Source organism: Micromonospora sp. ABR4_055, from assembly GCF_056160425.1.
The window spans coordinates 15,181-40,405 of record NZ_JBSWXD010000050.1 but is presented as its reverse complement, the minus strand read 5'-3'; the positions used below and the strand labels follow the sequence as shown (position 1 = coordinate 40,405).

Below are 25,225 nucleotides of genomic sequence, written 5' to 3'. Positions count from 1 at the left end.
GGCCTGGGCGTACGGGTCGTCGCTGCGGGCCAGGCGGTCGGCGGCGGCCAACACCCGGGGTCGGGCGTCGCCGGTGGCGCCGGCGGCGTGGGTGGCGTGCTCGCGGGCGGTCCGCAGGCCGCGCATGATGGCGGCGACGCCGACCGGGCGGCTGCCCGGCAGCTGCGGCCGGGCGACGGTGACGGCGTCGAAGACGTCGCCGTACGCCTCCCACGCCTGGTGCAGGGCTTCCTCGTAGCGGTCGACGGCGAGCCGGGCGTCCGGGGCGAGCGTGTGGGCGTCGCCGAGCTGCTCGGTGACGTGGGTGACGGCGGTCTCCAGGGCCAGGCAGACCGCCCGCAGCGCGCCGATCGTGTCGGCGGCGACCTGCAGGGCTGCGGCGTCGGCGGCGTACTCCCGGGTGCTCATGCCGACCTGCTCAACCAGGAGAACCGGGGCCGGTCGGGGGTGTCGGCGACCCGGTTGGGGTCGAGCAGCGTCGCGCCGGGGCGGCGGAACGGCAGTCGGTGGTAGCGGTGCATCGTCGCTTCGGCTTCGGTGAGGTCCGCGCACGGTCCGGGCCGTCCACAGCCGAGACAACAGCCGGTGTACGCCGAGGTGGTGTGCCTGTCGATGGTGCGTTGCGCTTCGACGACGCGGGCGCGGGCGTAGCGGGTGTAGTAGGTCGCGGAGCGTTGGTCGCCGGCCGGGCGCTGCCGGGTGGGTGGTGGTGGGACGGTCGGGGTGGGGCGGGGGTCGGGTGTCACCGGACGTTGCCTCCCGTACGCGTGGAGATGGCACCCGCCGCTGATGCGACTGTTGTCGCAGGTGGCGGGCAGGTTGACGCACCCGGTCGACCGACAGGCGGCGCCGGTCGACCGGGCTTCTTGCGGCGCAACTGGCTCCGGGTTTGCAGACCTGGGAGCGTGTTGCCCGGTCATCGTATATAACAAGTGATGTACGAGCAAGTGCGCTGGTCATCGCTTGCCATACCAACCGATTCATGGTCGAATGTGAGGTGCAGATCTGGGAGTAGACAATGCCCGCCAAACCGAAGTGGGCGCAGATAGCCGACGGCATCCGCGCCAAGATCGCCTCTGGAGACCTTGCTCCAGGCGACAAGCTGCCATCGACCAGCGAGCTTGGCCGTGAGCACGGCGTCTCGGCGATCGTCGTGCGACAGGCGATCAACACGCTGAAGGCCGAACGTGTCGTCGAGGGCGTGCCGGGAGTCGGCGTCTTCGTCGTCGACCCAAACGAGCCGCAAGGCTGATCCCCGCTGGCATGCACAGTGGGTGTTGGCCTTCAGGTGACTCAGCAGATATTGACGGTCAGCTTTGGGTGCGATGGCTTGGTCACCACAACCCGGGGTTGGGGATGTCGAACACCTGCCGGCGGGTGACAGCGGCCTCGGTCGCATCGGTCAAGCAGTCACCGCAGGTATCCGAACACGTGCCGAACGACCACGTCCGGACCGGCCACCTGGGACAGGGTAGTGCCCTTGCTACCCTGGGCTGGTCGGCCCGACCGGCGCCCGAATGACCCCGCAGCGACTCCGCCGCTGGCTTGGTCAGCCCGTAACTGAATGGCGGCTTCGACGATTTGCTCGACCGCCCAGACTGGGAATCGAGGCTGGCGACCCTTGTCAGCGCCTGCTCCAGCCGCGCGGCCAGCCCAGTGTTCAACGCCAACAACCTATCAGCATCCATAGCAGATAGCCTTACCGGCATCAGGTGCCTATCCAGCCGCTCGCTTGTTAGGGGAGTTGCAACTAGGCTAGTGTTGGTAGTCTCCAAGGCGCCACAGGAAATATAGTTTATCTAGTTCAATATCTCGTACTTCTTCTTGATATTTTCCGAAGTAGGTGGAGGTGGCGGTAGCCAAGCCCATTGCTACTCCGGCGGGTAGTAGCAATGGAATGTTTGCGGCGAGTCCAACGGCGGTGGCGAAAGACGTCAGTAAAATAGACGCGCCGGTCTTGCGACGAAGAACCCTCCGGGCGGCCAAGAGCTTGCCTTCGATCTCCAGGAGAGCGGGCTCAATGATGTCTTTCTGGATGTCTCGTGCTATTGCCTCCGACGACGCGGCGCCGGCGGAGGCGACCCTCTCTCTGATCGCTGAACGAATCGCAACGCGAAAACGGTCGAAACTCAGTGACTCATCTCTTCGGATCCGAATAAGGTCATCGACGGGAACGCCTTCTAGTCTCGGTAGTCGGAGGGCTAGTGCGACAGATGCTTCATCTGGATCTGTGTCATTAATTATGGCTAACGGCGCGGTGCGCCTTATTGCGCTTCCTAGCGGGACACCGTAGTCCCTCGCTGATCGAACATCTGCCACTGTCCGGCCCGCAAAATCTTTGAAGACGCTTTGTGCCACTGCGCGCCGGGGATGGAGCTCGGGATCCGCAGAGTCCTCCTCCTGGATTAGGTTGCCGAAGATGGGGCCATCGCCCAGGAGTGGATGTTGGTATGAGTATGACCATTTATTGCCGGTCTTGGAGAGTGATTCGAGCCTGCCTTCATGCTCGAATGTTGAAATTATTTGCCCTGCTCGAGATCTAATAAGGTCAAGTCCGGTTTCCGACAGGTGGTGGTCCCAATGCTTGGAGCAGGGAACGTATTTTTGTCGAAATATGAGCATGTCCTCGGCTCCCATTGAGCGAATCTTGATAAGTGCGTTTATGTGAGCGGCGAGTTCGCCTTTCGCCAGTCTTGGATATATATCGTATGAGTTAAGGATGTTACCTGCAGTGATGGGGCTCAGCCCTTCCATGATGACGGCATCGAAGTAGTGCCAGACCGAACGAAATACTTGGTCGAGTACCACCTCTGGGCCGCCGCATCTTGCACAGCTTGCGTGAGCTGACATATCGATTGCCCGGCCGGCCATCACCACGTCTAGATTTTTATCAACTGGCCTAAATACCTGGCGCTTATCCCATTCCTCCTTAATTCGTGTCGCGAACCTTGCGCGTAGCTGTTGAGAAGCTAGGACCCGATTGGCATCGCTACCGGAGGTGATACCCTCTTCATCCATCCATTCATATAGCCAGAACGTTTCTTGCATCGAATCTCCGATCGGCATGTGCTAGGTTCCCTCTTTGGTTGCCGTGCAAACAAACTGTAGCTGAAGATGACAACATTAGTGAATCAGGTTGCCGTCGGCCGGTGATGCTGTCGGGGTGCTCGATTTGCCTTGATCGACGGCGAAAAGGCTTTTAACCTGATTATTCTCGTGACTCTCGTCCGCCAAACCAGCCATGCAAATAGGTGATCGGAGGGAGTTGATGCAATCGGTCATACTTGCCTGGTTTCTACAAATTGGTGAGGTATGCCCTGATGTTCTGCGTGGCCTGGTGGGTGAGGATGGCGGCTCCTTCGATGTTGGTGCGGGACAGTTCGGCCCAGGTGTAGATCTCCTGGGTGCGGTCCTGCCGGCCGCCGGCAAGGAGTTGCGCCAGGCCGAGCTGGCTCGCACGCATCGCGTTGGCCACGTTTGCCAGCTTCGCCTGCTGGGTCTCGATCTCGTCGAGGATCTGTCGGAGCCGCCCGATGTACCCACCGGCCGACCCGGGCTCCGACCCACCTCGGGGCTGGGTGAGCCGGCGGGGCCGATGCGGTGGTGCACGTCGTGGTTCCCGTCTCGCCGGGTCGACCGCTCGAAGCACCGGCTTCGGCTCGCCCGTACCCAGGATCGTCGTTGGCGGCTTGCCGCCCGATGTCTCTTGCTTGCCCTCGTCGGCCTTCCGACTCATGAGGCGGTCCACGGCCGTACCGGCTGCGGACTTGCCCAGGACTCCGAGGATCGCGCCCGCGATCGCGCCACCGGTCGCGGCTGTCGACGGCGGCACAGGGAGACCGGCCTTCGTCGAGGCCAGCCCGAGCAGCATGCCGACGGCGGCACCGCCCAGCTCGGCCAACTTGCCGAGTGACTCCTTCGACAGCTCCCGGCGGAACTGCTGGCCGAAGGTCTCGGCCTGCTGCTGGCCCTTGCGCTGCTTCCGGCCGTACCTCATGTCTGGACGACCGGGTCAAGGAAGGCGCATCCGGTGACGACCATCATCGGGAGGTTGATCGCTACGTCGCGGGCTACCCCCGCCGCCGTCAGCTCCAGGAGCTTCTCGCCGGCGGCTTCCTCCTCCGACTGGTCGGCGTAGAAGGCGCACGCGTCCCACAAGTTGGCGTGCAGGAAGGCGTACGACCACTGGGTGTAGACCTGGATGGGCACCGCGACCGCCGCCTTGTCGCCGATGCCGATGCGATGCAGGTCGGGTTCCTCGGGCGTGGTGCCGAGCCCTTGGGCGAGGGGGAGCAGCTTGTGGCGGCTGAAGACTGGTCGCAGGTCGCCGTCGGGGTCGAACTCGACCAGCAGGCCACGGGCGATCATGTCGTCGACATAGCGTGCGGCGTGCGGCTCCGGCTTCGGCGCGGTCTCCAGCATGCGTACCAGGGAATCGCGGTTGACCGTGAGTTTCGCGTGCCGCTTCGGGTAGAGGAAGGCGGCGGCCCAGATGGAGGCCTCGGTTTCGGTCAGTTCGACCAGGTCGTCACCGAGGTGCACCTCGTAGCATTCCGGGGTCGGGTCCGGTGGGCGGACGTACCGGTAGCGGGGACCCATGCTCAGGCCGGCGGGCACGATCACAGTCGACATCAGGTGATCCTCCCAGCCGGTCAGAAGCTCGCGGCGTAGCCACGGCTGGACTCGATCGCGCTCTGTGTCAGCGCTGCCGCCTCGGCCAGCTTCTGCTTCGCCTGCTCGACCTTGGCGATCGTCTCGGACACCTGCGAGTGGCTGGACCCGCTGGTGATGCCGCGCAGCGCCGCCGTACTGCGGTCGAGGGCTTCCGCGCTGGCCCGGATCGCGCCGACCTGCTGGCCGACCTCGTCACCGAACCGGGCGACGCCCGCCTTGACCTCCTCAACCGAACTCACGCCGACATCCTCCCCACCGGACAATCGCAGTAGCTTCGACCGTACCGGATGAAGTAGGTCCTCGGTCGGCCTCATACTGTCGGCTTCGCGAACGATACTCGGGGAACGATCTTGCCGGATGGACAGCCCGCATGGCGGTGGAAGGAACTTCTCCGGCTGACTGCGGCTGAACCATAGACCGTGAACATGAACCCTTCGGTGGAACCGGACGCGGAATCCAGCGACGTAAGGTGCCGGTCTGAGTCAGCGGAAGTGATCCACAGAGAAGTGCTTCGAGCCCCCTGGACCTGATCCGTGCTCGCCGGTCGGCTGAGGTTGTGAATCGCCGTGCGTCAGCTCGGAAACGCCGTCCTCTGCTGATCATGCGGAGGCAGACGCTATCGACATGATTTTGATGGAGGTCGTGTTTATGTTCACCCGTGGTGAACTAACTCGCCGAAGCGGCGCCGACCCGCGTGCCCTGACGTACGCCGTCATCGACCTGGAGACCACCGGGCTGCACCCGAACAAGGGATCCCGCGTGTGCGAGCTGGCGATCGTGCGGATGCGGGGTGACGGCGTCGTCCTCGACGAGTACTCGACCCTGATCAACCCAGGCATGCGGATCAACAACGACGAGTACCACGGCATCACCAACGCCGACGTCAAACATGCTCCGACCTTTCAACAGGCCGCCGGCGACGTGCTGGCCTATCTCCGCGATGCCGTCGTGGTCAGTCACAACCTCGACCACGAGGAGAAGTTCCTGATCGCCGAGTTCGGGCGGCTCGGCGTCAACCTCAGTGGTCTTCCCGGGCTGTGTTCGTTGGTCACCGCCCGGACCCAGATTGACAGTTGGGGCTACAAGCTCGAGAACGTGCACCATCTGGTCACGGGGGAGTGGCTCGACGCGGTGCACTCGGCGCTCGGCGACGCAAGGGCACTTGCCGTGACCCTGACGAAGTTCATCAACGAGGCGCCGCAGCGGCTCTCCTGGATCGGGCCGCAACCCGCACCGATTCCGGCGCTACCCCGCACCGGCATCGTCGCGCCCAGGGCTGCCGGGCTGCGCAAAGGCACCGAAGGATGGCTGGCGACCCTCACCGCGCGACTGCCGCGCATGGCGTACCCGCCGCAGCCCCGGCCGGGCGGGCTGGCCGACTATCGGGCGTTGCTCGGCCACGCCCTGGCCGATGGTCGGATCGTTGGGGAGGAAGCCAACCAACTGGCGGTCGCGGCCACCAACGCCGGACTGACCCAGACCACCGCCCGCCAGGTGCACGAAGAGTTCCTGGCGGACGCCCGAGCCCGAGCCGAGGCCGACGGCGTGGTCACGCCGGCGGAGCTCCGGGAACTGCAGCGGGCTGGTCGGGAACTCGCATCGTCGCACCTCATCAGCGACCTGGAGGAAGCGGCAGCCGCCAATCGGGCCAGGGCCAACGGTCCGCTCAAGGGCTGGCGGATCCTGCCGGTCGGCGACTCGCCCGCCGTCACCGAGGTGATCGACTACGCCGTGGAGCACGGTGCGAAGGCCGCCGTCAGCTTCACCAAGACGGTACGCCTGGTGGTCTGCGACGACCCGTTGGCTGACGATCCTCGGTTGGCGAAGCCGGCCGCGGCCGGTGTCGACGTTCTTGCTCCTGAGCATGCTCGCAAGCTGCTGGAAGACGAGGCCGCAAAACGTGCGACCGGGCTCTTTGCCGACCAGACCGGCGAACAGGTCGCCCAACGGATCGCGGCCGAACGTGCCAATGAGGGTCGACGCTCCCGACCCGAGTGGCACGGGTCCTGGCGCAAGTACGAGCTGACCGACGCCCAGTACCACCAGACGTTCGTGGCGCGGGATCGGAGTTGGAACGAGCCGCACGTGTACCAGGTCGACATGGCGGAGCTTCGCGAGCGGCAGGCCAGGGCCGCGTCGGCGACGCGCAGCAGCGGTTGCGCGGTGGTGCTCCTCGCCGGTGGCGCAGTCGCGGCCGGCCTCGCCGAACTCGTCCGTCAGATCGTGGCGTAGCGCGGCACCAGGGCCTAATGAGCCACGCCGTGAGGCAGAAACCGAGGCGGTCCACGCACCGTCGATTGCAGACCGCGGCAAGCACCCACACGCCGTCCATCGATACGCCGTCCATCGATACGCCGTCCATCGATACGCCGTCCATCGATACGCTGTCCTTCGGCACGCGGTCCTCAATGAAGCGCCGGCCGTCAACGGGGACCGGTAACCCGAGTCGATGCTGATGCGATAGTCGCCTCGACCGGCAGTTTGCTGCTGGTCGGGGCGATGGTTGCGGTGAGCGACTGCGGCTCGGCGGCCGAGCTCGGCGGCGACGACAGCACCCCCGCCACCCGGGCACCGAACGGTTCGGTGAGCCCGGGGCGTTGTAGCAGGCCCGGTAGACGTAGGTGCGACAGCCGAGCGCGGTGACGTCGAGGTCGCGGCGGACCACAGAGACCGGCTGTGCGACTCATCGTCGACGCGTTACGGGCTACGGTGCTACAGCCGGTTCGGCCGTCGACACCCGTATATAGCATACGAAACGTGACGCCTTCGGGTATCACCGGGACCGTCGCCACGAGTTCAGCCGCCGGCGCCGCCACGGCGTCGCCGCGTAGGCTCCCAACCCGATGGCGAGTATGGCCGCGCTGAGTAGGAGCGATGCAAGGTCATCTCCTGGGCGTGCGGTGAACTCCCACCAGAAGTACTCGCCCTGCCGGGAGGTGCCCCAGTAGAAGAGGATCACGGCTACCAGCGCCGGCCCTGTCCATGCCAACCGCCAGCCGAGCCACAAGCCGGATAGAAGCGCCAGGCCGGTCCAGGCGAGCCAGGACCGTGCGATCATCAGTAGAACGACTGGGCTTGTCGTCAGTGATGAGATCCCAAGATAGGCAATTGCGCATGTGATCGTGGTGCCGCAGAGATATCCGCGCTGCCAGCGCCGAAAGCGTCTGGTCGCGACCGCTTCTAGCGTGGAGAGGTGGCTATGCAGGCCGAGAACGGGAAGTGTCGCGGCTGCCATGGCCAAGAAACGCCAAATCGGTACGGTGATGCTTCCATCTCGCGTGGCCGTCGGTAGCGCTGTCTCGTAGTCGCCGAAAGTAGCAGCAAGTGCGGCTAGTATCGTCGTAGCGGTAAGGACGTGGCTGAATCGTCGAGCGGCGAGAAAAGCGCGTTCAGGTGCTGCGGTCGTGAATAATTCACGAACTCTTGTTGCAGTATCTTCCATGGATTTCACCTACCTCCCGCTGAGCCCAGTCGAACTGCTGATCCTGTCTGAGATCGTTAGCGATCGCGCGTCCGGCCGCGAATGCTTCCTGCATGTGGTCAGGGGCGTTGGTTTGATAATCGGGCTGTCCGTTTCCTGCTAGGTAGGTTTCCAGCCAGGCGTTCAGAGTGGAGAGGCGGGCCTGGTCTGCGGAGGTCAATGAGTCCCAGATGCAGGCTGCCCCGGAGTGGCCCGGGAAAGTGGCCGTGACGATGGCATTTGCGATGTCGCTTGCATATGACCACGGGCTGCCTTCGAGTATGTAGAAGTGGGGCGAAGCCTCCTCGATTTCGTATATCACTCCGTCGTCGATGCGGACTGTGCGCTCCACCCCGAATTGGATGATACGTTCCGGTCGCTCAAACTCCGCCGGCAACTGATCGATTCGAGCGCTGATACCAGTAATCGATGATAAATACTTCTTGTGTTCGGGCCAGATGCATATCGTGACCGTTCCGTTGGTGCAGAGGGCGTTGCTCCCTATCGGTTCGCGGTCGACAACCAACGGTCTTGCTACTGCCACGCCGATGACCATAAGAATTGTGGTGATTAGTGCTGCGGCGACGGGAAGGCGAGTGCGGGAAGGCTTGGTTGGAATCCAGGCCAACCCAACAATGAGTGCTGCTATGGTCAGCATCCGAAATGTGATACCGAGGGGGTCGATCATGGCATTCGGATGCCCGCTTACCACGATGAAGCCGCCCGCTCGATCCAACAGGGCAAGAAGGAACAGGAACCCAACAGAGGCGGTCATGGCTGCAAAGACGGGGGTGAAAAGCTTGCCGATCAGCCAGCCTATCGCTGTGGCAAACAGGGTGACGAAAATGCCAAGAAGAAAGTATCCGGCCCAGACTTGTACTCCAGGCGGAAATGATCGGGCGGTTATTGCAAATGCAACTGCCTGCCCGGTTAGATAGGGGGCTAGCAGGATAATAGCGGTCGATCCAAGTCGGTGTGCCTCCAACCTATGGGTGCGAACTGAAGCGGTCGAAATTTGTTCGTCCAGCCCGTGCCTGTTCGTCGCGCCTGCTGCCCATGCTGCGGCACCTGCGCCAAGTATGCCGACGAGATAAGCGGGCACCTGTGCTGCGGCGCCAGTCTCCGGCCAGGAGCCAATCCAAAAGTTGTTACGCAAAAACAGCACCGCCAGGTCCAGGGCAATCAGAATGGGCACAGCCACCCGGATCGGTGAGTTGCGAATATGGAGCCACAGGATTCTCATATCCGCTGCTCTCCCTCTGGCAGCAGGTGTATGTATGCGCGTTCAAGTGCGGTATGTCCCGGGAGATCTGCACGGTCCATACGTTCGAGTTCGGCAACAGTGCCATCGAACCTGGCTGCCCCGGCATGGAGCACGACAACTCGGTCGGCCGTTGCGGCAACGTCATCAATCAGATGGGTGCTCAATAGCACGATTGTATTGCTGAGTCCGGTAATGATCTTTCTGAAGTGCAACCGTTGGCGTGGGTCGAGTCCGACGGTGGGCTCGTCGAGCAGAACAAGGCGTGGTTGCCCGACGATTGCCCATGCTATTCCGGCCCGCTGCCGCATCCCACCCGACAGCTTTCGCATCCGGCTCCGCCGCTGGTCGGCCAAATCAACCTGTGCAAGCGCTTGATCAACATGTCGGCGTAGATCAGTTGTGGAAACACCGCGAAGCCACGCTGCATAAGTCACAAAATCAGTGACGGTCATCTGAGGATCGAAACCAAAGTCCTGGGGCAGGTATCCAATTCGATTGCGGACGGTGCGGGCCGTTCGTTCGGAGTCAATCAAGACGTCGTCGATACAGATGGTTCCCGAGCGTGGTGGCATGATGGTCGCGAGAGTCCGGAGCAAGGTCGTCTTTCCGGCGCCGTTCGGGCCGAGTAGGGCTGTTATGCCCGGACGTAGTGTCAGGTCAAGCCTGTCGATGACGGTCTTCCTGTCATACCCCTGCACCAGTGAATCGAGAACCGTAGTCACAGTATATTGATCCTTAACCCCACGGAGGCGGGGAGTGCGAATCAACGCACTCCCCGCCATTGATCTAATTTGTCAGTGAACGTTGATCGTTCCCCTGACTGCGCTGAAAGTGCAGTCAGCGCCGCTGTGAGTCGTCGTGTTGCCCTGCGTGCGGTAGACGGGAAGTGACCTGAGGCCCTGTAGACTACATTCCATTACCGACTGGTAGATCGTGCTGTAGGAATCTCCGGACGGGGGATCGCGCTTCTGTGCCCACGCGGTATTCCACCACTGGGTGTAGCAGTTTCCGGCCTTGCTGGACGTACCCGCTGCTGATGCGGGACCGACGGTGAGGCCGACCGCTCCGGCGGCGAGCACTCCCAAACACCGCTGCTTGCGCGAGCTGTACGCGTAGGCGTGACTTGGGCCGACTCGTGGTTGGGCGCATGACATCCTCTCAGGTCGGGGACTGCGCGGCCTCGGCAAGCGCTGAGGCCACCTTGGACTCTAGATGTCGGCGGTCTGTCGAGTCAACGTCGAGGGAACTTCGTAATCGATATGTCGGACACAGGATGGGAGTGCGCAGACCTCGGATGGTCCGCCTGCTCAGGCGTGCCTACTAGCACTTTTTCCGGCAATGGATCGTTGGGACCTGACCACGTCATGAAGCTGACGTAGAGACTCTGTTTATATCCGAAGTGGTCTGATGTAGTTCGTGACCTAACATGGTGCGAGCTGGGGTAGCCAAAGGTGTCGACTGGTGACTACGTTCTCCGGTGGTGACTGGAACACGACGGTCGTCGCCCGTCGACGGGTACGGTCGGGCACCTGACCTGACACTGCCGGCGTCCTTCTCGCGAGAGGGTCTGCCGGTCCTCAGCAGGCCCGGTAGACGTAGGTCGGGCTGCCGGGTGCGGTGACGTCGAGGTCGCGGCGGACCACGGACACGTTCGCGCCGACCGCCGCGCACGCGGTGGTGTAGGCGTCGTCGGTGTACTCGATGTCGATGACATTGTCGCCGTACACCGTGGTGTAGTCGCCGCATTCGTCGTAGCGGCCGCATTCCTCGGCGATCGCCAAGTCGAGGCCGGCGGCTCTGCCCCGGGTGCCGAGTTCGGTGGTGTTCTTCTGGCCGATGGCCAGGCCGGCGGCGTGGGCGTGCGGGGCGAGCAGTTTCAGGTATTCGACGGCGTCGTCGATGGTGAGCAGGTCGTCGGAGCGGTCGTACGAGTCGATGTTGTCGGGTTCGATCGCCTGGAAGCCGTCGGCGGCGCAGCCGTCGATCCAGCCGTTGACGATGTCGGCGATCGCGGTGCGTTTCGCGGCGGTGGAGATGTCGAGCAGGATCTCGTTCCAGTCGCCGTCGACGACGTACTCGCTGTCGGCGTCGCGTAGCAGCAGGTCGTCGTGGTTGCGCTGCCACCAGGTGACCTCGTGGGGCTGGACCTGGAAGGCGTTGACGTAGCAGATGGTGTAGAGGCCGGCGGCCGGGTCCGCCTCGCGGTCGCGGCTGACCACCGTGACGCCGCTCGGTGGGGCGTACGGATCGCCGATCTGGTAGTCGAACCGGGCGTCGACCGGCGGCAGGGTGACCCCGGCGGCGGCCGGGGTCGCGTTCGTCTCGGCCGCCGGATCCGGGCCGCCGCCGACGCGGGCGGCGACGAACAGCGCCCCGCCGACAAGGACGGCACCGACGACGAGACTGACGGCAACGGTACGCGGCACCCCGACTGGCCTCCGGGCCTGAGCTTCAGTGCTGGAAGACCGTGTCAGTGTGCCATTCGAGCAGGTCGTGGTCGGGGCGGCGGGCCTTCTGCTCGGGTACGGCGATCTGGGTGCCGGCGCGGGCGTAGAACTGTTCGCCGTTGCCGAAGTCGTCGCGCAGGCGTCGGCTGACCAGCAGCCGGTACTTCGGGTCGACGCCCAGGTAGCCCTGGTCGAACAGGATGTGTACGTCGGCCCGCAGCAGCATGCCGTTGTCGATGCGGTGCTCGCCGCCGGCGGCCACCGGGCGGATGTGCGCGGCCTGCAGCGCCGGCCGCAGCTTGCTGTCGGTGATCGCGCAGCGCCGGGAGTACGTGTCAAGGACGACCGCCTTGAACGACTGCTGCCCGAGGCGCTGCGGCCGGAGCCGGGGGTCGCCGAACACCGGACCCGGCCGGTGCCAGGCACCCTCCGGATCGACGCGGACCTCGCCGCCGAGCAGGAGTTTCGTCAACTGCTCGAAGTAGTCGAAGTGTGTGCCCGACGACAGGTCGTACGTCTTGCCCTGGGTGAGGTTCGGCGAGAACTCCGGCGGGGGCTCCGGCTGACGGCCCTCGGGGAAGAAGACCGTGTCGCGGATGAAGATGCAGCCGATGACCGGGTCCTCGCCGGGGCCGATCGGATCCCTGCGGTACTTGCCGATGTCGCGGGCCATGTCGGCCAGGGAACCCGCGCCGTTGGCCTCCCCGAACAGCCCCCACGCTTCCGAGAGCCGCAGCTTCGCGAAGCCGCTGAAGAAGCCGCCGCCGACGATCCGATTGTGCGGGTAGCGGCTCTTGAAGAAGAACGGCTCGCCGGGGGTCAGGACCTTGAAGCTGCCGCCGCCCGGCCGCCAGAAGTTGACCTCGTTGATCTGCGGTCGGGCGGCGAGGAAGCTGCGCCACTCGCCGTCGGTGACCCCCACGAACGCCTTCACCCGGTCATCTTGCTCGGCGGGCGGCGCAGCCCGGAATGGGCCGACCGGCTGACAGTCGAGAGTGCACCTTGCCGGCGCGGGCCGGACACGGTTGGATCACGCTGATGCCCCGGCGAGCCGGACCCGGTGCTGCTCCGTCGGGCTCGGACCCGTCCTTGGCCTGCATCGGAGCGACCTGTTCGTGATCGCCGGTCAGCCGGTGCCGGACGATCTCACCCCGCTGGACGCCACCGCGTCGAGCACGCTCGGATCGCTGGCCTGGTCGTTGACGTACCTGCCGGGTGCCGTGCCGGAACTGCACCAACTCGTACGCGCGATGCCGCAGCAACCCCGCCCGGCCTCGCCGCCAGCGGTGCCACCGCGACACCGGCGCCTGCGCGGTGCCGCTGGCCTGGTGGTGCGGCTGCTGCACAACCGGAACCTGATTCTGCACGGCTCCGCCAAGTACCTGTTCGGCATCGGCAACGGTCCGGCGCTGTCGGGGTCGACGATCGGCTTGATCGGCGGTGCCGAGAAGGTGTTGACACCCGAGCTGCTGGCCGGGTTCGCCGCGTTCCTCGACGTTGCTTGGGACGACCTCAGCACGCTGACCGGAATCGACCTGGCTGGAGTCGACCAGCCGACGCACCCGGACGCGGCCGAGGTCGCCGAGCTGATCTGGGCGGCCCGCCGCCTGACCGCCGACCAGCTGCGACAGGTCGGCCGTCACGCCCACGCCATCCGGCATCGGCGCACCGACGAACGTGAACCGGGGCTTCGGTGCAGCTGCCCCAACCCCGCCTGATGCCAGGCCGGATGGGACGGACACGTGCAACTACCGTGGCGTCGTGACGAACGTGAGGCATCCCCAGCTGTCCGGGCTGGGGAGGAACCCGGCGACCCCGGACGATCTCCTGGTACGCCTGGCAGCCCATGCTGCCGGCCGCCACGGGATATCGCTGCGGCGAGGTCGGCTGGCAGACACCGTCGTGGAAGCTCTGCTGGAGCACGGCGGAAGCGAGTCGGCCATCCACCTCAACGGCGAGCGCATCTCCACCCGGATGCGGAACGTGATCGCCGAGCATCCTGATCCTGCCATCCGACACGCCCACGCCAACTTCGTCCGGGACCTGGTGGACCTGAACTCGTCGCTGGGCATCGAGTCGCTTGAGGAAACCTTCGGGGAGAGCCGGTCCAACTTGGTCGACTCGCCGGATCCGAAGCTCCGGGCGGCGGTCGCGGACACCTGGGCTGATCGGCCACTCGCGGTGCATCTGCGGTTGCTCGCCGACCCCGATCCCTTGGTACGTGCTGCGGCGACCCTGCGCCGCCATCCGGGGGTACCCGTCGAATGGCGGGAGAGGTGCCTCACTGACCCGGCTACCCGGGTCAACGTCGCGCGCTATGTGCCGTTGACCGTCAAGCAGGCGACCGAGCTGATCAGCAGCGGGGATCTCGAAGCGTGTCGGGCGGTGGCAGCCAACCCTGAGCTGCCTGCCGAGGCGGTCGAGCTGCTGATCGAGTTGGACGATCCGCAGGTGCGGGTGGCGGTCGCGTACAGCCGGCACATCGACGCCGACACGAGAGACCGGCTGTTCGCGCTGGTGGCGGCCGAGGCCGACGCTGGCAGCATCGCCGCCTACGTTGCGTTGTGCTGGAACTTCGACGAACCGGGCTGGCTCCGTGAGGTGCCGATTACCGAGCGGCTGGCGTACCTGGACTGTCCGCATCCGCCGTTCCGTCGGGTGCTGGCGAGCTGCCGTGACCTGCCGGACGCCGCCTGGGAACGGCTCGACAACGACCCGGACCTGCGGGTGCGCCGGTACGCCGCCGCCCGGCCGGACGCCCCCGCCGCCGTCCTTGAACGACTCGTGCGTACGGGTGGCGCGATGTTCCATATCCGGCCGCCGATCGTCGAGCACCCGAACTTTCCACGCCACCGGCTGCGGGCCTTCGCCGACGATCCGGACCCTCATATCCGGTACATCGCCCTTGAGGATCCTGACCTGCCGACAGCGGTGCTGGAACGGCTTGCCGCCGACTCCGAGGCATTCATCCGGCGCGGAGCGGCGCGGCACGCCCATGCCACCCCGGCCCTGTTGGAGCAGTTGCTCGCCGATGCTGATCCCGAGGTCGTCGACGAAGCCGCCGCCAACCCGCAGCTTCCCCTCGGGTCCATGCGCCGCATCCTCGACGAGTCGGCGTTGTAGTCGTTGCGCGACAGACCTATTGGTTTGGCGGGACGCGACGTGGCGCGCACGGACGACGCCGGTGGTTCGCGTCGGCGCATGATCAGTGGGCTTTCCCGACGGATCGCGACCGTCCTCGGTGCTGCGGGGAGTCGGCGCGGCCGTGTAGTCACGCCCGCAGTGCCGGCTGCGGCGGCTGGCAGTTCGGCTGTGAGCAGGGGGCTCGGTTCGTCTGCGGAGGCGTCGTACGGAAGAGTACGCTCACGGCGGGTCGTCGACACCCCTGGCCCGGCGGTTCCACCGATCAGCTGAGCGCGCCTCACAAAGGGATTCCTATGAGTTCGTCGACACCGTTGTTGTTCCTGCACGGATACTGGCACGGCTCCTGGTGCTGGAGTGAAGTCACCGCCTGCGTCGCGGCAGCCGGCCGGGCCAGTGTCGCAGTGGACATGGCCGGGCACGGCCTGCGGGCCCGGCGGCCCCGTTCGGTCTACGCGCGCCCGTTCGACCCGCAGGCGATCGCCACCGAGGTCTCCCCGGTGGCCGCCGTCGACCTCGACCAGGCCGGGGACCTGCTCGTCGCGCAGCTCAAGCAGGTCGGCCGGGGCGGCCCGGTGACGGTCGTGGCGCACAGCATGGGCGGCACGGTGCTGACCCGGGTGGCCGAGCAGGCACCCGAGCTGGTCGCCCATGCCGTATACCTGACGGCGTTCATGCCGGCGTCGGGCCTACCGGCGATCGCCTACATCGACATGCCGGAGAACGCCGGCGAACTCATCGGGCCGTCGCTGTGCGCGGACCCCGTCGCGGTCGGTGCGCTCAGGCTGGACGTCGGGTCCGTCGAGCCCGGCTACCGTCAGCAGCTTCGAAGCGTGTTCTTCGGCGACATCGATCCAGACTCTGCCGACGCGGCCATCGCACTGCTGACCCCCGACGCGCCGGCCGGTATCGCGCTCGGCGCCACCGCCCTGACCCGGTCCGGCTGGGGCTCCGTCCCCCGCACCTACGTCACCTGCGCCCAGGACATGGCGATCAGGCCCGCGCTCCAGCAGAAGTTCATCGTCGACGCGGACGCCGCGTTCCCCGACAACCCGACGTCCGTCGAGGCGCTCGACGCGTCCCACACGCCCTTCCTGTCCATGCCCCAGCAGGTCGCCGACATCGTCACCGCAGTGGGCTGATCGGAATCGGTCCGTTGGGTCAGCCGGTCACCCGGGACGCGAGGTGACCGGCGCGGACGGTTGACGGCGGTGGTTAGCGTCGGGGCCATGATCAGTGGGCTTCTCCGACGAATCGCGACCGTCCTCGGTGCCGCGGCGGTCGGCGCGGCCGCCACCGTCACGGCGGCTGTACCGGCTGCGGCGGCCGTCACCCCGGCCGTCACCAGCTACGTGTGGGCCAGCAACCCCACCGCCGCCAGCTACACGGTGCCGACGTGGACCTCCGGCGGCCGCACCTACTACTCGTACGCCAAGAATCCCGGCGGCGGGCCGATCACCGTGACCCGGTCCGGTGCCGGCGCATACCAGGTGCGGTTCGGTGGGCTCGGCTCGCTGGTGACCGGCGGCGGGGGAGTGGCCCACGCCCAGGCGTACGGCGCGGCGGCCCGGTTCTGCACCGTGGGCTCCTGGTACCCGTCCGGTGCCGATCTGCTGGTCAACGTGTACTGCTTCGGGGCCGGCGGTGCCCGGCAGGATGCGTACTTCGTGGCGAACTTCGTCGAAGCCAGTGGCTCCACGCTCGCCGTCGACGGCGTGTCGTACCTCTGGTCCAACAATCCAACCTCGCCGATGTACACCCCGAGCGGCTGGTACCGCTACGACGCCGGCGGCGGCACCCCGTGGGTGGCGCGGGACGCGCCCGGCTCGTACGCGGTGGAGCTGCCCGCCTCGGCCGCCCAGACGCAGACCACGTTCTACCAGATCACCGCCTACACGTCGGCGGCCGTGAAGTGCAAGGTGGACTCGTACCTCGCCGACGGGATCGCCCGGGTGCGGTGCCGGGACGCCTCCGGAGCCTTTGTCGACTCCCGGTTCACCATCACCTGGACCGTGCACAACCTGCTGCAGCAGATCGCCCCGACGGCGCTGGCGACGGTCGACGACACGTACCCGTCGGGTGGGCCGGCACCGGCGATCACCTGGACCAACGACAGCTCGGTGAGCGGCGACTACGCCGTCACCCGCACCGGCACCGGACGGTACGAGATGGTCTTCCCGCAGATCATCGACTACTCCGGGCACGCCGTGGCGTACGCGCTCGGCTATCAGGACGCGCACTGCCACGTGCAGTACTGGCACCCGGTCGGCACCACCGACATGAACGTCGGCGTGACCTGCCTGAACAGCGCTGGCAGCCCGGTCAACACCCCGTTCACGGTCGGCTTCACCTGGTAGTGCGGACCTGGCAGGAGGGTGTGCCGTTCCGGTGGGATCTGGTCACACCGGACCAGCTCGGAACGTTGCTCGACGGTGCCGCGCCGCCGGACCTGTGGTTCCTCGATGAGCTCGTCACCTGCACCGGGAAGGTGCTGGCCCGCAGCGGAAACGGTGACCTGTACTTCGTCGGCAGATCGTTGGACTCGATGTTCGACCTACTCGGCGGAGTCCTCGCCGGACTCGTCGGCGTCCAGCGACTGCATCGGCTGCCGCTGTCGTTCCAGCGCCCGGCGGTCAGGTCCGGGAGCCGGTGGCGGCGGCGTCCGTTGACCCGCGCCGAGGTGGCCCAGGGGAGACGGTTCCTCGCCGCGGTCGGGCTGACGCCCCATGCGCTGGCCCGACGGGACCGGCCGGCGGTCCTGGTAGACGTCGTGCATCGGGGTGCGACGTTCACCGAACTGTTCACCCTGCTGCGCGACTGGATCGACGCCGAACGGGAGCCATGGCCGGTCATCCGCCGCAAGCTGCGCTTCGTCGGTGTCACCCGCCGGACCAGGACCAGCCCGAACACGTACCGGTGGCAGCAGCACGCCGACTGGACCCGGACGCTGCCCGCCGCCGCCGTGACCAACGTGTCGCTGGATCCGTGGGTCTGGTCGCACTTCGGTGACCGTCAGGTGAAGCTGACCCGCTCGTCCTACCCCGACCGGTGGCTGGCCGAAGACACCGGACCCGGCCGCGACGAGCGCACCCGGCAGGCCCTTACCGAGGCCGCCGCGCTGGTGGCGTACGGACGCAGTCGGGCCGGCCGCCACGGCGTCGCCCGCGCCGTGGGACGCGACCACGCACTCGCGCAGCCCTGGCTGCGCGCCCTCGTCACCAACCTCACCAGGAGCTGACCGACAGCCTCAGATGCTCGGCTAGGTTCCTTGGCATGGGTCACGATCGTCAGGTGGGCACGGTGCGGCAGCTGTCGCGCTATCCGGTCAAGTCGATGCTGGGAGAGGACCTGGACCAGGCGTACGTCAACGAGGCAGGCATCGCCGGCGACCGCGCGTTCGCCGTGCTCGACTGTGTCACCGGCAAGGTGGCCAGCGCCAAGAACCCGCGGCTGTGGCGGGACATGCTGACCGTACGGTCCACGCTGCTGCCTCCCGACGCCGCCGGCACCCCGGCGGTCCGGCTGATCATGGCGGACGGTACGACCGGGACCGTGACGGTGACCGGCCGCCCCGATCCGGCGCTGTCCACGCTGCTGGGCCGGGACGTGCGGCTGCTCGACCGGGCCGCGCCGGGCACGACCATCGAACGGATGGACCCGGACCAGGTACGCACCGACGACGACCTGTCGCACGCGCAGACCGCCAGCTCCGTGCTGGCTGCCGGCTCCCCACCCGGCACGTTCTTCGACTTCGCGCCTCTGCACCTGATGACCACCGCGACGCTGGCCAGCCTCGCGGCCCACTCAGGTCGGCCGGTCGACAGCCGGCGTTTCCGGCCCAACATCGTCGTCGAGGTGCCCGGCCCGGCTGCCGGCTTCGTCGAGAACCTCTGGCCGGGGCGTCGGCTGCGGATCGGCGCCGACATGGTCGCCGAGGTCGTCATCGCGACCCCACGATGCGTGGTTCCGGCGCTGCGGCACGGTGACGTCGAGCCGGAGGTCGCGCTGCTGCAGGTGCTGAGCCGGCACAACCGGCTGCGTCTGGCGGGCGTCGGCGTTCTGCCGTGCGCCGGGGTGTACGCCCGCCCACTGGAGGCCGGCGTCATCCACTCCGGTGACCCGGTCGAGTTCTGCTGACCGTACCCGGTGATTCAGCGGGCGCGGCGATAGTGCAGGGCCACCGCGCCGTTGCGCAGCGGCTGCGCCGAGAGCAGTTCGAGCTGGCGGGTGCCGGGCAGCCCACCCTGGTACAGCGTCGGGCTGTGGCCGGCGATCCTGGGATGGACCAGCAGCTGGTACTCGTCGATCAGGTCCAGCCGGTCCAGTTCGGTCGCGAGCGTGCCGCTGCCGACGAGGACCCCGGCCGGAGTCGCGTCCTTGAGCTTCTGCACGCCCGCACGCAGATCGCCGGCGATGTGGTGGCTGTTGGTCCACGGGAAGTCGGTACGGGTGGACGACACCACGTACTTGGGTTTGGTCTCCAGCTTGACCGCCCACTCGCGGACGGCCGGCGGCGCGGCCTGGTCGCCGCGGGCGACGGCCGGCCAGTAGCTTTCCATCATTTCGTAGGTGACCCGGCCCCACAGCATCGCCCCGCTTCCGTCCATGAGACGGGTGAAGAGGGCGTGCGTCTCGTCGTCGGCGATCCCTTCCCGGTGGTCGACGCAACCGTCCAGGGTGATGTTGAGGCTGAAGGTGAGCAGGCCCATGGCCGGCGAGTCTAACGCCGGGTCGACGGCCAGACATAGCATCGAGTCCATGGCGCTGACGAGGGACGACGTCGACCGGTTCGAGTCGGCCAGGCCGCGACTGGCGGCGATCGCCTACCGCCTGCTCGGCTCCGCCAGCGAAGCCGAGGACGCCGTGCAGGAGACGTTCCTGCGTTGGCAGGCCGCCGACGTCGACCGGATCGACGTCCCCGAGGCGTGGCTGACGAAGGTCCTCACCAACCTGTGCCTCAATCAGTTGACCTCCGCGCGGGCCCGCCGGGAGACGTACGTCGGTCAGTGGCTGCCGGAACCGCTGCTCGCCGGCGACCCGATGCTCGGCCCGGCCGACACCGCCGAGCAGCGCGAATCCGTCTCGTACGCCGTCGTTGCCCTGATGGAGCGGCTGACGCCGCAGGAGCGGGCCGTGTACGTCCTGCGGGAGGCGTTCGACTATCCGCACCGCGACATCGCCGGCATCCTCGGTGTCTCCGAGGCCGCCAGCCAGCAGCTCCTGCACCGGGCCCGGCAGCACCTCGCCGACGGCCGGGCCCGCGCCGAGGTCGACCGGGCCGCCGCCCGGCGGGTCGTCGAAGAGTTCCTGGCCGCCGCCACCAGCGGTCGGATCGAACCACTGGTACGCCTGCTCACCGGAGACGCCGTGTCGATCGGTGACGGCGGCGGACACGTCCCGGCCCGTGCGACGCCGGTCGTCGGGGCCGTCGCGGTCGCGAAGTTCCTGCGCGGCCTGTTCACCCCGGGTGCGGCCAAGCGTGCGCTGCTCGGTGGCTCGCCAGCGGTCTACGCGTGGACCGCCAACGGTGACCCCGCGGTCGTGGTCGTCGTCGACGGTCGGGTCATCGGCGTCATGTGTCTGCAGGTCACCGCCGAGGGTGTCGCCGTGGTCCGCAGCCAGGTCAACCCCGACAAGCTGCACCGGGCCACCGCGTCCTGGGCCGCCGCCGACCACGGGGAACCGCTGTTCACCGCCTTCTGACCACTGCGTGTGAGGTGCTTCACGCCGCTGTCGAGTCAGCAAACGCCGGGCTGCCCGGTTCAGGTGGTGTCACACCCCGTGCAGACAGACAGGAGCAGGACATGCGGCACCGCATCATCGTCCTCGGCGCCGGATACGCCGGAGCCAGCGCCGCCGGCCGCCTCGCTCGGCGGCTCGACCCCGGAAACGTCGCCATCACCGTCGTCAACGCCGAGACCGACTTCGTCGAACGCGTCCGGATGCACCAGTTGGCGACCGGCCAGGACCTCAAGCCGCGACCGCTGCGGGAGATGTTCGCCGGCACCGGCGTCGAGCTGCGGATCGCGAAGGTCACCGGTGTCGACGTCGACGCCGGAACCGTCACGGTCACCGCCAGCGACGGCGACACGGCCGCCGGCAACGGCACCGGCGGCACCGACGTGCTCGGCTACGACACCCTCGTCTACGCCCTCGGCAGCGGCTGGAACCCGGGAGCCGTCCCCGGCGTCGCCGAACACGCCGCCGAGATCGCCAGCCGGCCCGGCGCGCTGCGGCTGCGGCAGCGCCTTGCCGGCCTTGCCGCCGGGCAACCCGTCATCGTGGTCGGCGGCGGACTGACCGGCCTGGAAGCCGCGACCGAGATCGCCGAGGCCCGCCCCGACCTCGACGTCGCCCTCGCCGTGCGCGACGGCCTCGGCGGCACCCTCTCGCCGAAGGGCCGCGCGCATCTGCGCAAGGTCCTCGCCGGGCTCGACATCACCGTGCACGAGCACACCGCCGTCGTCAGCGTCGAGGCCGACCGGGTCACCACCGCCGACGGCGGTGCCGTCCCGGCTGCGGTCACCGTCTGGACCGCCGGGTTCGCCGTCCACCCGATCGCCCGTAACACCGGATTGACGCTGGCCGACAGCGGCCAGATCGTGGTCGACGAAACCATGCGTTCGGTCTCGCATCCGAACGTGTACGCGGTCGGCGACGCGGCCTGGGTGATCGGCCCCGGGGACAGGCCACTACGGATGTCGTGCGCCTCGGGAATACCGACCGCCTGGCAGGCCGCCGACGCGGTCGCGGCCCGGATGACCGGCGGGAAGCTGCCGAACACGCCGCTGCGCTACTTCAACCAGTGCATCTCGCTGGGCCGCCGCGAGGGCCTGATCCAGTACGTCACCGCCGACGACCGGGCCAGGCCGGCGGTGCTGACCGGGCGGCTCGCCGCCGTCTACAAGGAGCTGGTCTGCAAGGGTGCCGCCTGGGGGGTCGGCAACCCGACGCTCGGGCTGCCGACCCGCCGCCGCGCCAGCCGCGCCAGCCGGGTCAGGGCCGGAGCAGAACTTTGATGGCGCGGCGTTCGTCCATCGCCCGGTAGGCGTCGGCGGCCCGGTCGAGGGGCAGGGTCAGGTCGAAGACCCTGCCCGGATCGATCTCCCGGCGCTGGATCAGGTCGATCAGGTCGGGCAGGAAGCGGCGTACCGGGGCGGGACCGCCGTGCAGGTGTACGCCGGAGAAGAACAGCTCCATGCCGGGCAGCTGCACGCCGTGGGCGACGCCGACGTAGCCGACGTGCCCGCCGGCCCGGGTGGAGCGGATCGCCTGGAGCATCGACTCCTGGGTGCCGACGGCCTCGATGACCGAGTGCGCGCCGAGGCCGCCGGTGAGCTCCCTGACCCGGGCGACACCCTCGTCACCGCGTTCGGTGACGATGTCGGTCGCGCCGTACTCCAGGGCGAGCTTCTGCCGGGAGGTGTGCCGGCTCATCGCGATGATCCGCTCCGCGCCGAGCTGCTTCGCGGCCAGGACGCCGAGCAGGCCGACGGCGCCGTCACCGACGACGGCCACCGTCCGGCCCGGCCCGGCCTGGGCGGCGACGGCGCCGAACCAGCCGGTGCCCAACACGTCGGAGGCGGCGAGCAGGCTCGGGATCAGATCGGCGTCCGGGGCGTCGGCGGTGGCGACGAGGGTGCCGTCGGCCAGCGGGATCCGGGCGTACTGGGCCTGCGAGCCGGTGGGGGTGGCAAACTCCCGGTTGACGCAGTGCGTGTGGTAGCCGGCCCGGCAGATCTCGCAGGTGTTGTCGGAGGCGAAGAACGAGCCGACGACGAACTGCCCCGGCCGTACGGTGCGCACCTCGTCGCCGACCTCCTCGACGTAGCCGACGTACTCGTGGCCCATCGGCTGCGGCCCGGCGATCTTCTCGATTCCCCGGTACGGCCACAGGTCGGACCCGCAGACGCAGGTCGCGGCCAACCGGATGATCGCGTCGGTCGGGGCGACGATCGTCGGCTGCTCCCGCTGCTCCACCCGGACGTCACCGGGGGCGTGCAGGACGGTTCCGAGCATGGTGCGTACTCCTTCACACGAACACGGATGGTCGGGCCGGTCCCCGCGCGGCGGTCCGCCGATCGGGGCCGGGCACTGCCCAGCAAACCCGGTCTGCGGCCGGTCGGGGAGTTTCTGCCGAAAGGTGTACCGGCAGGGCACCCCACCGGCGGGCGGCGCCACGTACCGTCGGTGACGTGGACAACCGCACCGAGGTCCGCGAGTTCCTCGTCTCACGCCGCGCCAAGATCAGCCCGGCGCGGGCCGGGCTGCCCGCCGGCACCAACCGCCGCGTCCCCGGGCTGCGCCGCGCCGAGGTCGCCGCGCTGTCCGGGGTGAGCATCGAGTACTACGCCAAGCTCGAACGCGGCGCGTTGGCCGGGGTGTCGACCAGTGTGCTCGACGCGATCGCCCGCGCCCTGCAGCTCGACGACGCTGAACGGGCCCACCTGTTCGACCTGGCCCGCGCCGCCGAGGGCAGCAGCACCCTGATGCGCCCCCGGCGTCGCCGCAGCCGGCAGTGGACCCCGCACCCCAGCCTGCGGTGGACCCTCGACGCCGTCACCGACGGGCCGGCGTTCGTGCGTAACGGCCGGATGGACCTGCTCGCCGGCAACCAGCTGGCCCGCGCCTTCTACGACCAGGTGTACGCGCAGCCGCAGCGACCACCGAACCTTGCCCGGTTCACGTTCCTCGACCCCGCCGCCCGGGACTTCTACCCCGACTGGGGGACGGCGGCCGACATCGTGGTCGCCATCCTGCGTACCGAGGCCGGCCGCGACCCGCATGACAAGGACCTGCACGACCTGGTCGGGGAGCTGTCCACCCGCAGCGCCGAGTTCCGCACCCGGTGGGGCGCGCACGACGTCCGCCACCACGGCACCGGCACGAAGACGTACCGGCACCACGTCGTCGGTGAGCTGACCCTCGCCTACGAAGGGCTGGAGATGGCCGCCGAGCCCGGACTGACCCTGACGATCTACGCGGCCGAGCCGGGCAGCCCGTCGGCGGACGCGCTACGCCTGCTCGCTTCGTGGGCCGCCTCCCAGCAGCAGCCGGACACCGTCGACCGCTAGGAACCGCCCAACGCCTGGCGCAACGCCTGTTCGCGTTCGGCGATGACGGCCTCGGTCCTGGGCTGCAGATCATCCAAGATGGACACCATCGGGCCCTTCGAGAAGAAGCCGGCCGCGTTCACCATCAGAACCCGGCCGGCCTCAACAGCGTTCGCCAGCTGCGTCGCGGCCTGCTCGGCTTCCGCCGGGAACTCGATGGCGGCCAGCGCCTCGCCGTAGGTGACGAACAGATCCGCCAACGCCCGAGCGTCCTGCTGGGCGGTCAGCAGCCCGGCATCCATCAGACCGTCGCCGGCCCGGTCCACGTTGGTGGCGAGTTGCCCCGCCAACGGCTCGTACCGGCTGTGGAACTGCTCGGCGGCCTGCTCGAACTCGTCGGCGGGTCCGCCGCCCCTGGCCAACACCACCACCACGACCGCGGCCACGGCCAGCACCGCGATCACCGCGCCGGCTACGGCGAACCCTGCGACAGGGGAGCGACGGCGTTCATCCGTGGTGGTCATCAGGAGTCCACCCCGGCCTGGGCCCTGCTGCAGGCAGTGTCGGCCTGGCGGAGCGCGGTGTCCAGCTTGTCCTCGTCGCCGGCGCGGGCGGCGTCGAACATCTCCTGCGCCCGCCGCATGCACGGCAGCAGGACGTCACGTTCCTCGGTGACGCCGGCCAGGTTCTCCTTCGTGCTGTTCAGCTCGTCGGTCAGCTCGCCGACCCGTACCTCGGTCTCAGCGATCTTCTCGTCCCGCTCGGTGACGATGTCGCGCTGCTCCTGCAGTTGGGTGCTGAGATCTGAGCTGGTCTCGCGGAGCTCGCCACGCTCGTTGAGGTACAGGCCGAAGCCGACGGCCCCGAGGGCGAGAAGCAGCACCGACAGGACCGCGAGAGCCAGTGTGGCCCGCCCCTTCGGCGCGGGCGGTGGCACCTGCGGGTACGTCGGCGGCCCGTACGTGGGCGGCCCGGAGGTCGGCGGTGTGGCGGTCGGCGGCCCGTACGCCGGCGGCGCGGCGGTCGGCGGGGCGGCACCCGGTGCAGTGGCGGTCGGCGGTGCGGAGACGGGCGGCGGAGGCGCCGGCGGATAGGCGGCGGCCGGGTAGGTCGGCGCGGGGGTCGCCGGGGCACTGTACTGGGCGTCCTCCGACCCGTACGGGTACGACATGGTTCCTCCGATGGT

Annotated in this window: 26 protein-coding genes; 11 read left to right on the top strand and 15 right to left on the bottom strand. The window is 67.8% G+C overall.

Annotated features, from left to right (window positions below):
* Positions 1-408, bottom strand: a 408-nt coding sequence (locus ACXAHD_RS14205; RefSeq protein ID WP_475051026.1) for a hypothetical protein, incomplete at its 3' end; no start/stop codon positions are given.
* On the bottom strand, positions 405-746 hold the full coding sequence (locus ACXAHD_RS14200) for a hypothetical protein (protein ID WP_281550530.1): 342 nt from the start codon (positions 744-746) through the stop codon (positions 405-407). The genes ACXAHD_RS14205 and ACXAHD_RS14200, both read right to left, overlap by 4 nt.
* A 272-nt stretch (positions 747-1,018) precedes the next feature.
* Here ACXAHD_RS14200 and ACXAHD_RS14195 point away from each other — a divergent pair, with 272 nt between their 5' ends.
* Positions 1,019-1,252 carry a winged helix-turn-helix domain-containing protein gene (locus ACXAHD_RS14195; protein WP_289213150.1) on the top strand — a complete coding sequence of 78 codons (234 nt, stop codon included), beginning with the start codon at positions 1,019-1,021 and terminating at the stop codon, positions 1,250-1,252.
* A gap of 503 nt (positions 1,253-1,755) precedes the next feature.
* Here the strand turns inward: ACXAHD_RS14195 and ACXAHD_RS14190 are convergent.
* The 4 genes from ACXAHD_RS14190 to ACXAHD_RS14175 form a co-directional block, all read right to left on the bottom strand.
* A complete protein-coding gene (locus ACXAHD_RS14190; RefSeq protein WP_475051024.1) occupies positions 1,756-3,066 on the bottom strand; it encodes a hypothetical protein in 1,311 nt (436 codons plus the stop codon).
* 229 nt (positions 3,067-3,295) lie between these two features.
* Entirely contained in the window at positions 3,296-3,997 is a 702-nt protein-coding gene (locus ACXAHD_RS14185) for a hypothetical protein (RefSeq protein WP_289213148.1), read from the bottom strand.
* Complete coding sequence (locus ACXAHD_RS14180; protein WP_475051021.1) at positions 3,994-4,632, bottom strand: hypothetical protein; 639 nt, start codon at positions 4,630-4,632, stop codon at positions 3,994-3,996. Before ACXAHD_RS14180 ends, ACXAHD_RS14185 begins: the two co-directional genes overlap by 4 nt.
* Before the next feature lie 20 nt (positions 4,633-4,652).
* Positions 4,653-4,913 (bottom strand): hypothetical protein, encoded by a 261-nt coding sequence (locus tag ACXAHD_RS14175; RefSeq protein WP_282231370.1) that lies wholly within the window; start codon positions 4,911-4,913, stop codon positions 4,653-4,655.
* 394 nt (positions 4,914-5,307) lie between these two features.
* Here ACXAHD_RS14175 and ACXAHD_RS14170 point away from each other — a divergent pair, with 394 nt between their 5' ends.
* On the top strand, positions 5,308-6,906 hold the full coding sequence (locus ACXAHD_RS14170; protein ID WP_475051020.1) for a 3'-5' exonuclease: 1,599 nt from the start codon (positions 5,308-5,310) through the stop codon (positions 6,904-6,906).
* A 541-nt stretch (positions 6,907-7,447) separates the two neighbouring features.
* On the opposite strand, the gene ACXAHD_RS14165 is transcribed toward ACXAHD_RS14170, so the two are convergent.
* From ACXAHD_RS14165 to ACXAHD_RS14145, 5 genes are all read right to left on the bottom strand, one after another.
* Positions 7,448-7,732: a hypothetical protein gene (locus ACXAHD_RS14165; RefSeq protein WP_281550526.1), complete on the bottom strand. Its 285-nt coding sequence runs from the start codon at positions 7,730-7,732 to the stop codon at positions 7,448-7,450.
* A gap of 355 nt (positions 7,733-8,087) precedes the next feature.
* Positions 8,088-9,377, bottom strand: a complete 1,290-nt coding sequence (locus ACXAHD_RS14160; RefSeq protein ID WP_475051017.1) for a hypothetical protein — start codon at positions 9,375-9,377, stop codon at positions 8,088-8,090.
* The gene (locus ACXAHD_RS14155) at positions 9,374-10,120 is read right to left on the bottom strand and encodes an ATP-binding cassette domain-containing protein (RefSeq protein WP_416596258.1); all 747 of its coding nucleotides are present in this window, start codon (positions 10,118-10,120) and stop codon (positions 9,374-9,376) included. Before ACXAHD_RS14155 ends, ACXAHD_RS14160 begins: the two co-directional genes overlap by 4 nt.
* An 855-nt stretch (positions 10,121-10,975) precedes the next feature.
* Positions 10,976-11,824 carry an endo alpha-1,4 polygalactosaminidase gene (locus tag ACXAHD_RS14150; RefSeq protein ID WP_475051015.1) on the bottom strand — a complete coding sequence of 283 codons (849 nt, stop codon included), beginning with the start codon at positions 11,822-11,824 and terminating at the stop codon, positions 10,976-10,978.
* 25 nt (positions 11,825-11,849) lie between these two features.
* Positions 11,850-12,779 (bottom strand): HNH endonuclease, encoded by a 930-nt coding sequence (locus ACXAHD_RS14145; protein ID WP_475051012.1) that lies wholly within the window; start codon positions 12,777-12,779, stop codon positions 11,850-11,852.
* Between the two features lie 181 nt (positions 12,780-12,960).
* Between ACXAHD_RS14145 and ACXAHD_RS14140 the strand changes: the two genes are divergently transcribed.
* The 6 genes from ACXAHD_RS14140 to ACXAHD_RS14115 all read left to right on the top strand — a co-directional run bounded on the left by ACXAHD_RS14140 (position 12,961) and on the right by ACXAHD_RS14115 (position 19,123).
* Positions 12,961-13,563 carry an XRE family transcriptional regulator gene (locus ACXAHD_RS14140; RefSeq protein WP_281550520.1) on the top strand — a complete coding sequence of 201 codons (603 nt, stop codon included), beginning with the start codon at positions 12,961-12,963 and terminating at the stop codon, positions 13,561-13,563.
* A 43-nt stretch (positions 13,564-13,606) separates the two neighbouring features.
* The gene (locus ACXAHD_RS14135) at positions 13,607-14,968 is read left to right on the top strand and encodes a hypothetical protein (RefSeq protein ID WP_281550519.1); all 1,362 of its coding nucleotides are present in this window, start codon (positions 13,607-13,609) and stop codon (positions 14,966-14,968) included.
* A gap of 314 nt (positions 14,969-15,282) precedes the next feature.
* The gene (locus ACXAHD_RS14130; RefSeq protein ID WP_281550518.1) at positions 15,283-16,128 is read left to right on the top strand and encodes an alpha/beta fold hydrolase; all 846 of its coding nucleotides are present in this window, start codon (positions 15,283-15,285) and stop codon (positions 16,126-16,128) included.
* 87 nt (positions 16,129-16,215) lie between these two features.
* Complete coding sequence (locus ACXAHD_RS14125) at positions 16,216-17,343, top strand: hypothetical protein (protein WP_475051009.1); 1,128 nt, start codon at positions 16,216-16,218, stop codon at positions 17,341-17,343.
* The gene (locus tag ACXAHD_RS14120; RefSeq protein ID WP_475051006.1) at positions 17,343-18,224 is read left to right on the top strand and encodes a hypothetical protein; all 882 of its coding nucleotides are present in this window, start codon (positions 17,343-17,345) and stop codon (positions 18,222-18,224) included. Before ACXAHD_RS14125 ends, ACXAHD_RS14120 begins: the two co-directional genes overlap by 1 nt.
* Before the next feature lie 35 nt (positions 18,225-18,259).
* Positions 18,260-19,123, top strand: a complete 864-nt coding sequence (locus ACXAHD_RS14115) for an MOSC domain-containing protein (RefSeq protein WP_475051004.1) — start codon at positions 18,260-18,262, stop codon at positions 19,121-19,123.
* A gap of 14 nt (positions 19,124-19,137) precedes the next feature.
* On the opposite strand, the gene ACXAHD_RS14110 is transcribed toward ACXAHD_RS14115, so the two are convergent.
* Positions 19,138-19,695, bottom strand: a complete 558-nt coding sequence (locus ACXAHD_RS14110; protein WP_475051002.1) for a dihydrofolate reductase family protein — start codon at positions 19,693-19,695, stop codon at positions 19,138-19,140.
* A gap of 49 nt (positions 19,696-19,744) precedes the next feature.
* On the opposite strand from ACXAHD_RS14110, the gene ACXAHD_RS14105 reads away from it, so the two are divergent.
* Positions 19,745-20,689, top strand: coding sequence for an RNA polymerase sigma-70 factor (locus tag ACXAHD_RS14105; protein ID WP_475051000.1), 945 nt, complete (start codon positions 19,745-19,747; stop codon positions 20,687-20,689).
* Between the two features lie 101 nt (positions 20,690-20,790).
* Positions 20,791-22,005, top strand: a complete 1,215-nt coding sequence (locus tag ACXAHD_RS14100; protein ID WP_475050998.1) for an NAD(P)/FAD-dependent oxidoreductase — start codon at positions 20,791-20,793, stop codon at positions 22,003-22,005.
* Here the strand turns inward: ACXAHD_RS14100 and ACXAHD_RS14095 are convergent.
* A complete protein-coding gene (locus ACXAHD_RS14095) occupies positions 21,983-23,005 on the bottom strand; it encodes a zinc-dependent alcohol dehydrogenase family protein (protein WP_475050996.1) in 1,023 nt (340 codons plus the stop codon). The genes ACXAHD_RS14100 and ACXAHD_RS14095 overlap by 23 nt on opposite strands.
* A 176-nt stretch (positions 23,006-23,181) precedes the next feature.
* On the opposite strand from ACXAHD_RS14095, the gene ACXAHD_RS14090 reads away from it, so the two are divergent.
* Positions 23,182-24,060: a helix-turn-helix transcriptional regulator gene (locus ACXAHD_RS14090; RefSeq protein ID WP_475050994.1), complete on the top strand. Its 879-nt coding sequence runs from the start codon at positions 23,182-23,184 to the stop codon at positions 24,058-24,060.
* Here the strand turns inward: ACXAHD_RS14090 and ACXAHD_RS14085 are convergent.
* On the bottom strand, positions 24,057-24,563 hold the full coding sequence (locus ACXAHD_RS14085) for a hypothetical protein (protein ID WP_475050992.1): 507 nt from the start codon (positions 24,561-24,563) through the stop codon (positions 24,057-24,059). The two genes, ACXAHD_RS14090 and ACXAHD_RS14085, sit on opposite strands and share 4 nt — an antisense overlap.
* Entirely contained in the window at positions 24,563-25,210 is a 648-nt protein-coding gene (locus ACXAHD_RS14080; RefSeq protein ID WP_475050990.1) for a hypothetical protein, read from the bottom strand. Before ACXAHD_RS14080 ends, ACXAHD_RS14085 begins: the two co-directional genes overlap by 1 nt.
* Between the last annotated feature and the right edge of the window lie 15 nt (positions 25,211-25,225).

Bases quoted from the DNA above. Each gene is read 5' to 3' on its own strand.
- ACXAHD_RS14195 (WP_289213150.1), top strand. From the start codon at position 1,019: ATGCCCGCCAAACCGAAGTGGGCGCAGATAGCCGACGGCATCCGCGCC.
- ACXAHD_RS14190 (WP_475051024.1), bottom strand. From the start codon at position 3,066: ATGCCGATCGGAGATTCGATGCAAGAAACGTTCTGGCTATATGAATGG.
- ACXAHD_RS14185 (WP_289213148.1), bottom strand. From the start codon at position 3,997: ATGAGGTACGGCCGGAAGCAGCGCAAGGGCCAGCAGCAGGCCGAGACC.
- ACXAHD_RS14180 (WP_475051021.1), bottom strand. From the start codon at position 4,632: ATGTCGACTGTGATCGTGCCCGCCGGCCTGAGCATGGGTCCCCGCTAC.
- ACXAHD_RS14170 (WP_475051020.1), top strand. From the start codon at position 5,308: ATGGAGGTCGTGTTTATGTTCACCCGTGGTGAACTAACTCGCCGAAGC.
- ACXAHD_RS14165 (WP_281550526.1), bottom strand. From the start codon at position 7,732: ATGATCGCACGGTCCTGGCTCGCCTGGACCGGCCTGGCGCTTCTATCC.
- ACXAHD_RS14160 (WP_475051017.1), bottom strand. From the start codon at position 9,377: ATGAGAATCCTGTGGCTCCATATTCGCAACTCACCGATCCGGGTGGCT.
- ACXAHD_RS14130 (WP_281550518.1), top strand. From the start codon at position 15,283: ATGAGTTCGTCGACACCGTTGTTGTTCCTGCACGGATACTGGCACGGC.
- ACXAHD_RS14125 (WP_475051009.1), top strand. From the start codon at position 16,216: ATGATCAGTGGGCTTCTCCGACGAATCGCGACCGTCCTCGGTGCCGCG.
- ACXAHD_RS14115 (WP_475051004.1), top strand. From the start codon at position 18,260: ATGGGTCACGATCGTCAGGTGGGCACGGTGCGGCAGCTGTCGCGCTAT.
- ACXAHD_RS14110 (WP_475051002.1), bottom strand. From the start codon at position 19,695: ATGGGCCTGCTCACCTTCAGCCTCAACATCACCCTGGACGGTTGCGTC.
- ACXAHD_RS14105 (WP_475051000.1), top strand. From the start codon at position 19,745: ATGGCGCTGACGAGGGACGACGTCGACCGGTTCGAGTCGGCCAGGCCG.
- ACXAHD_RS14100 (WP_475050998.1), top strand. From the start codon at position 20,791: ATGCGGCACCGCATCATCGTCCTCGGCGCCGGATACGCCGGAGCCAGC.
- ACXAHD_RS14095 (WP_475050996.1), bottom strand. From the start codon at position 23,005: ATGCTCGGAACCGTCCTGCACGCCCCCGGTGACGTCCGGGTGGAGCAG.
- ACXAHD_RS14085 (WP_475050992.1), bottom strand. From the start codon at position 24,563: ATGACCACCACGGATGAACGCCGTCGCTCCCCTGTCGCAGGGTTCGCC.
- ACXAHD_RS14080 (WP_475050990.1), bottom strand. From the start codon at position 25,210: ATGTCGTACCCGTACGGGTCGGAGGACGCCCAGTACAGTGCCCCGGCG.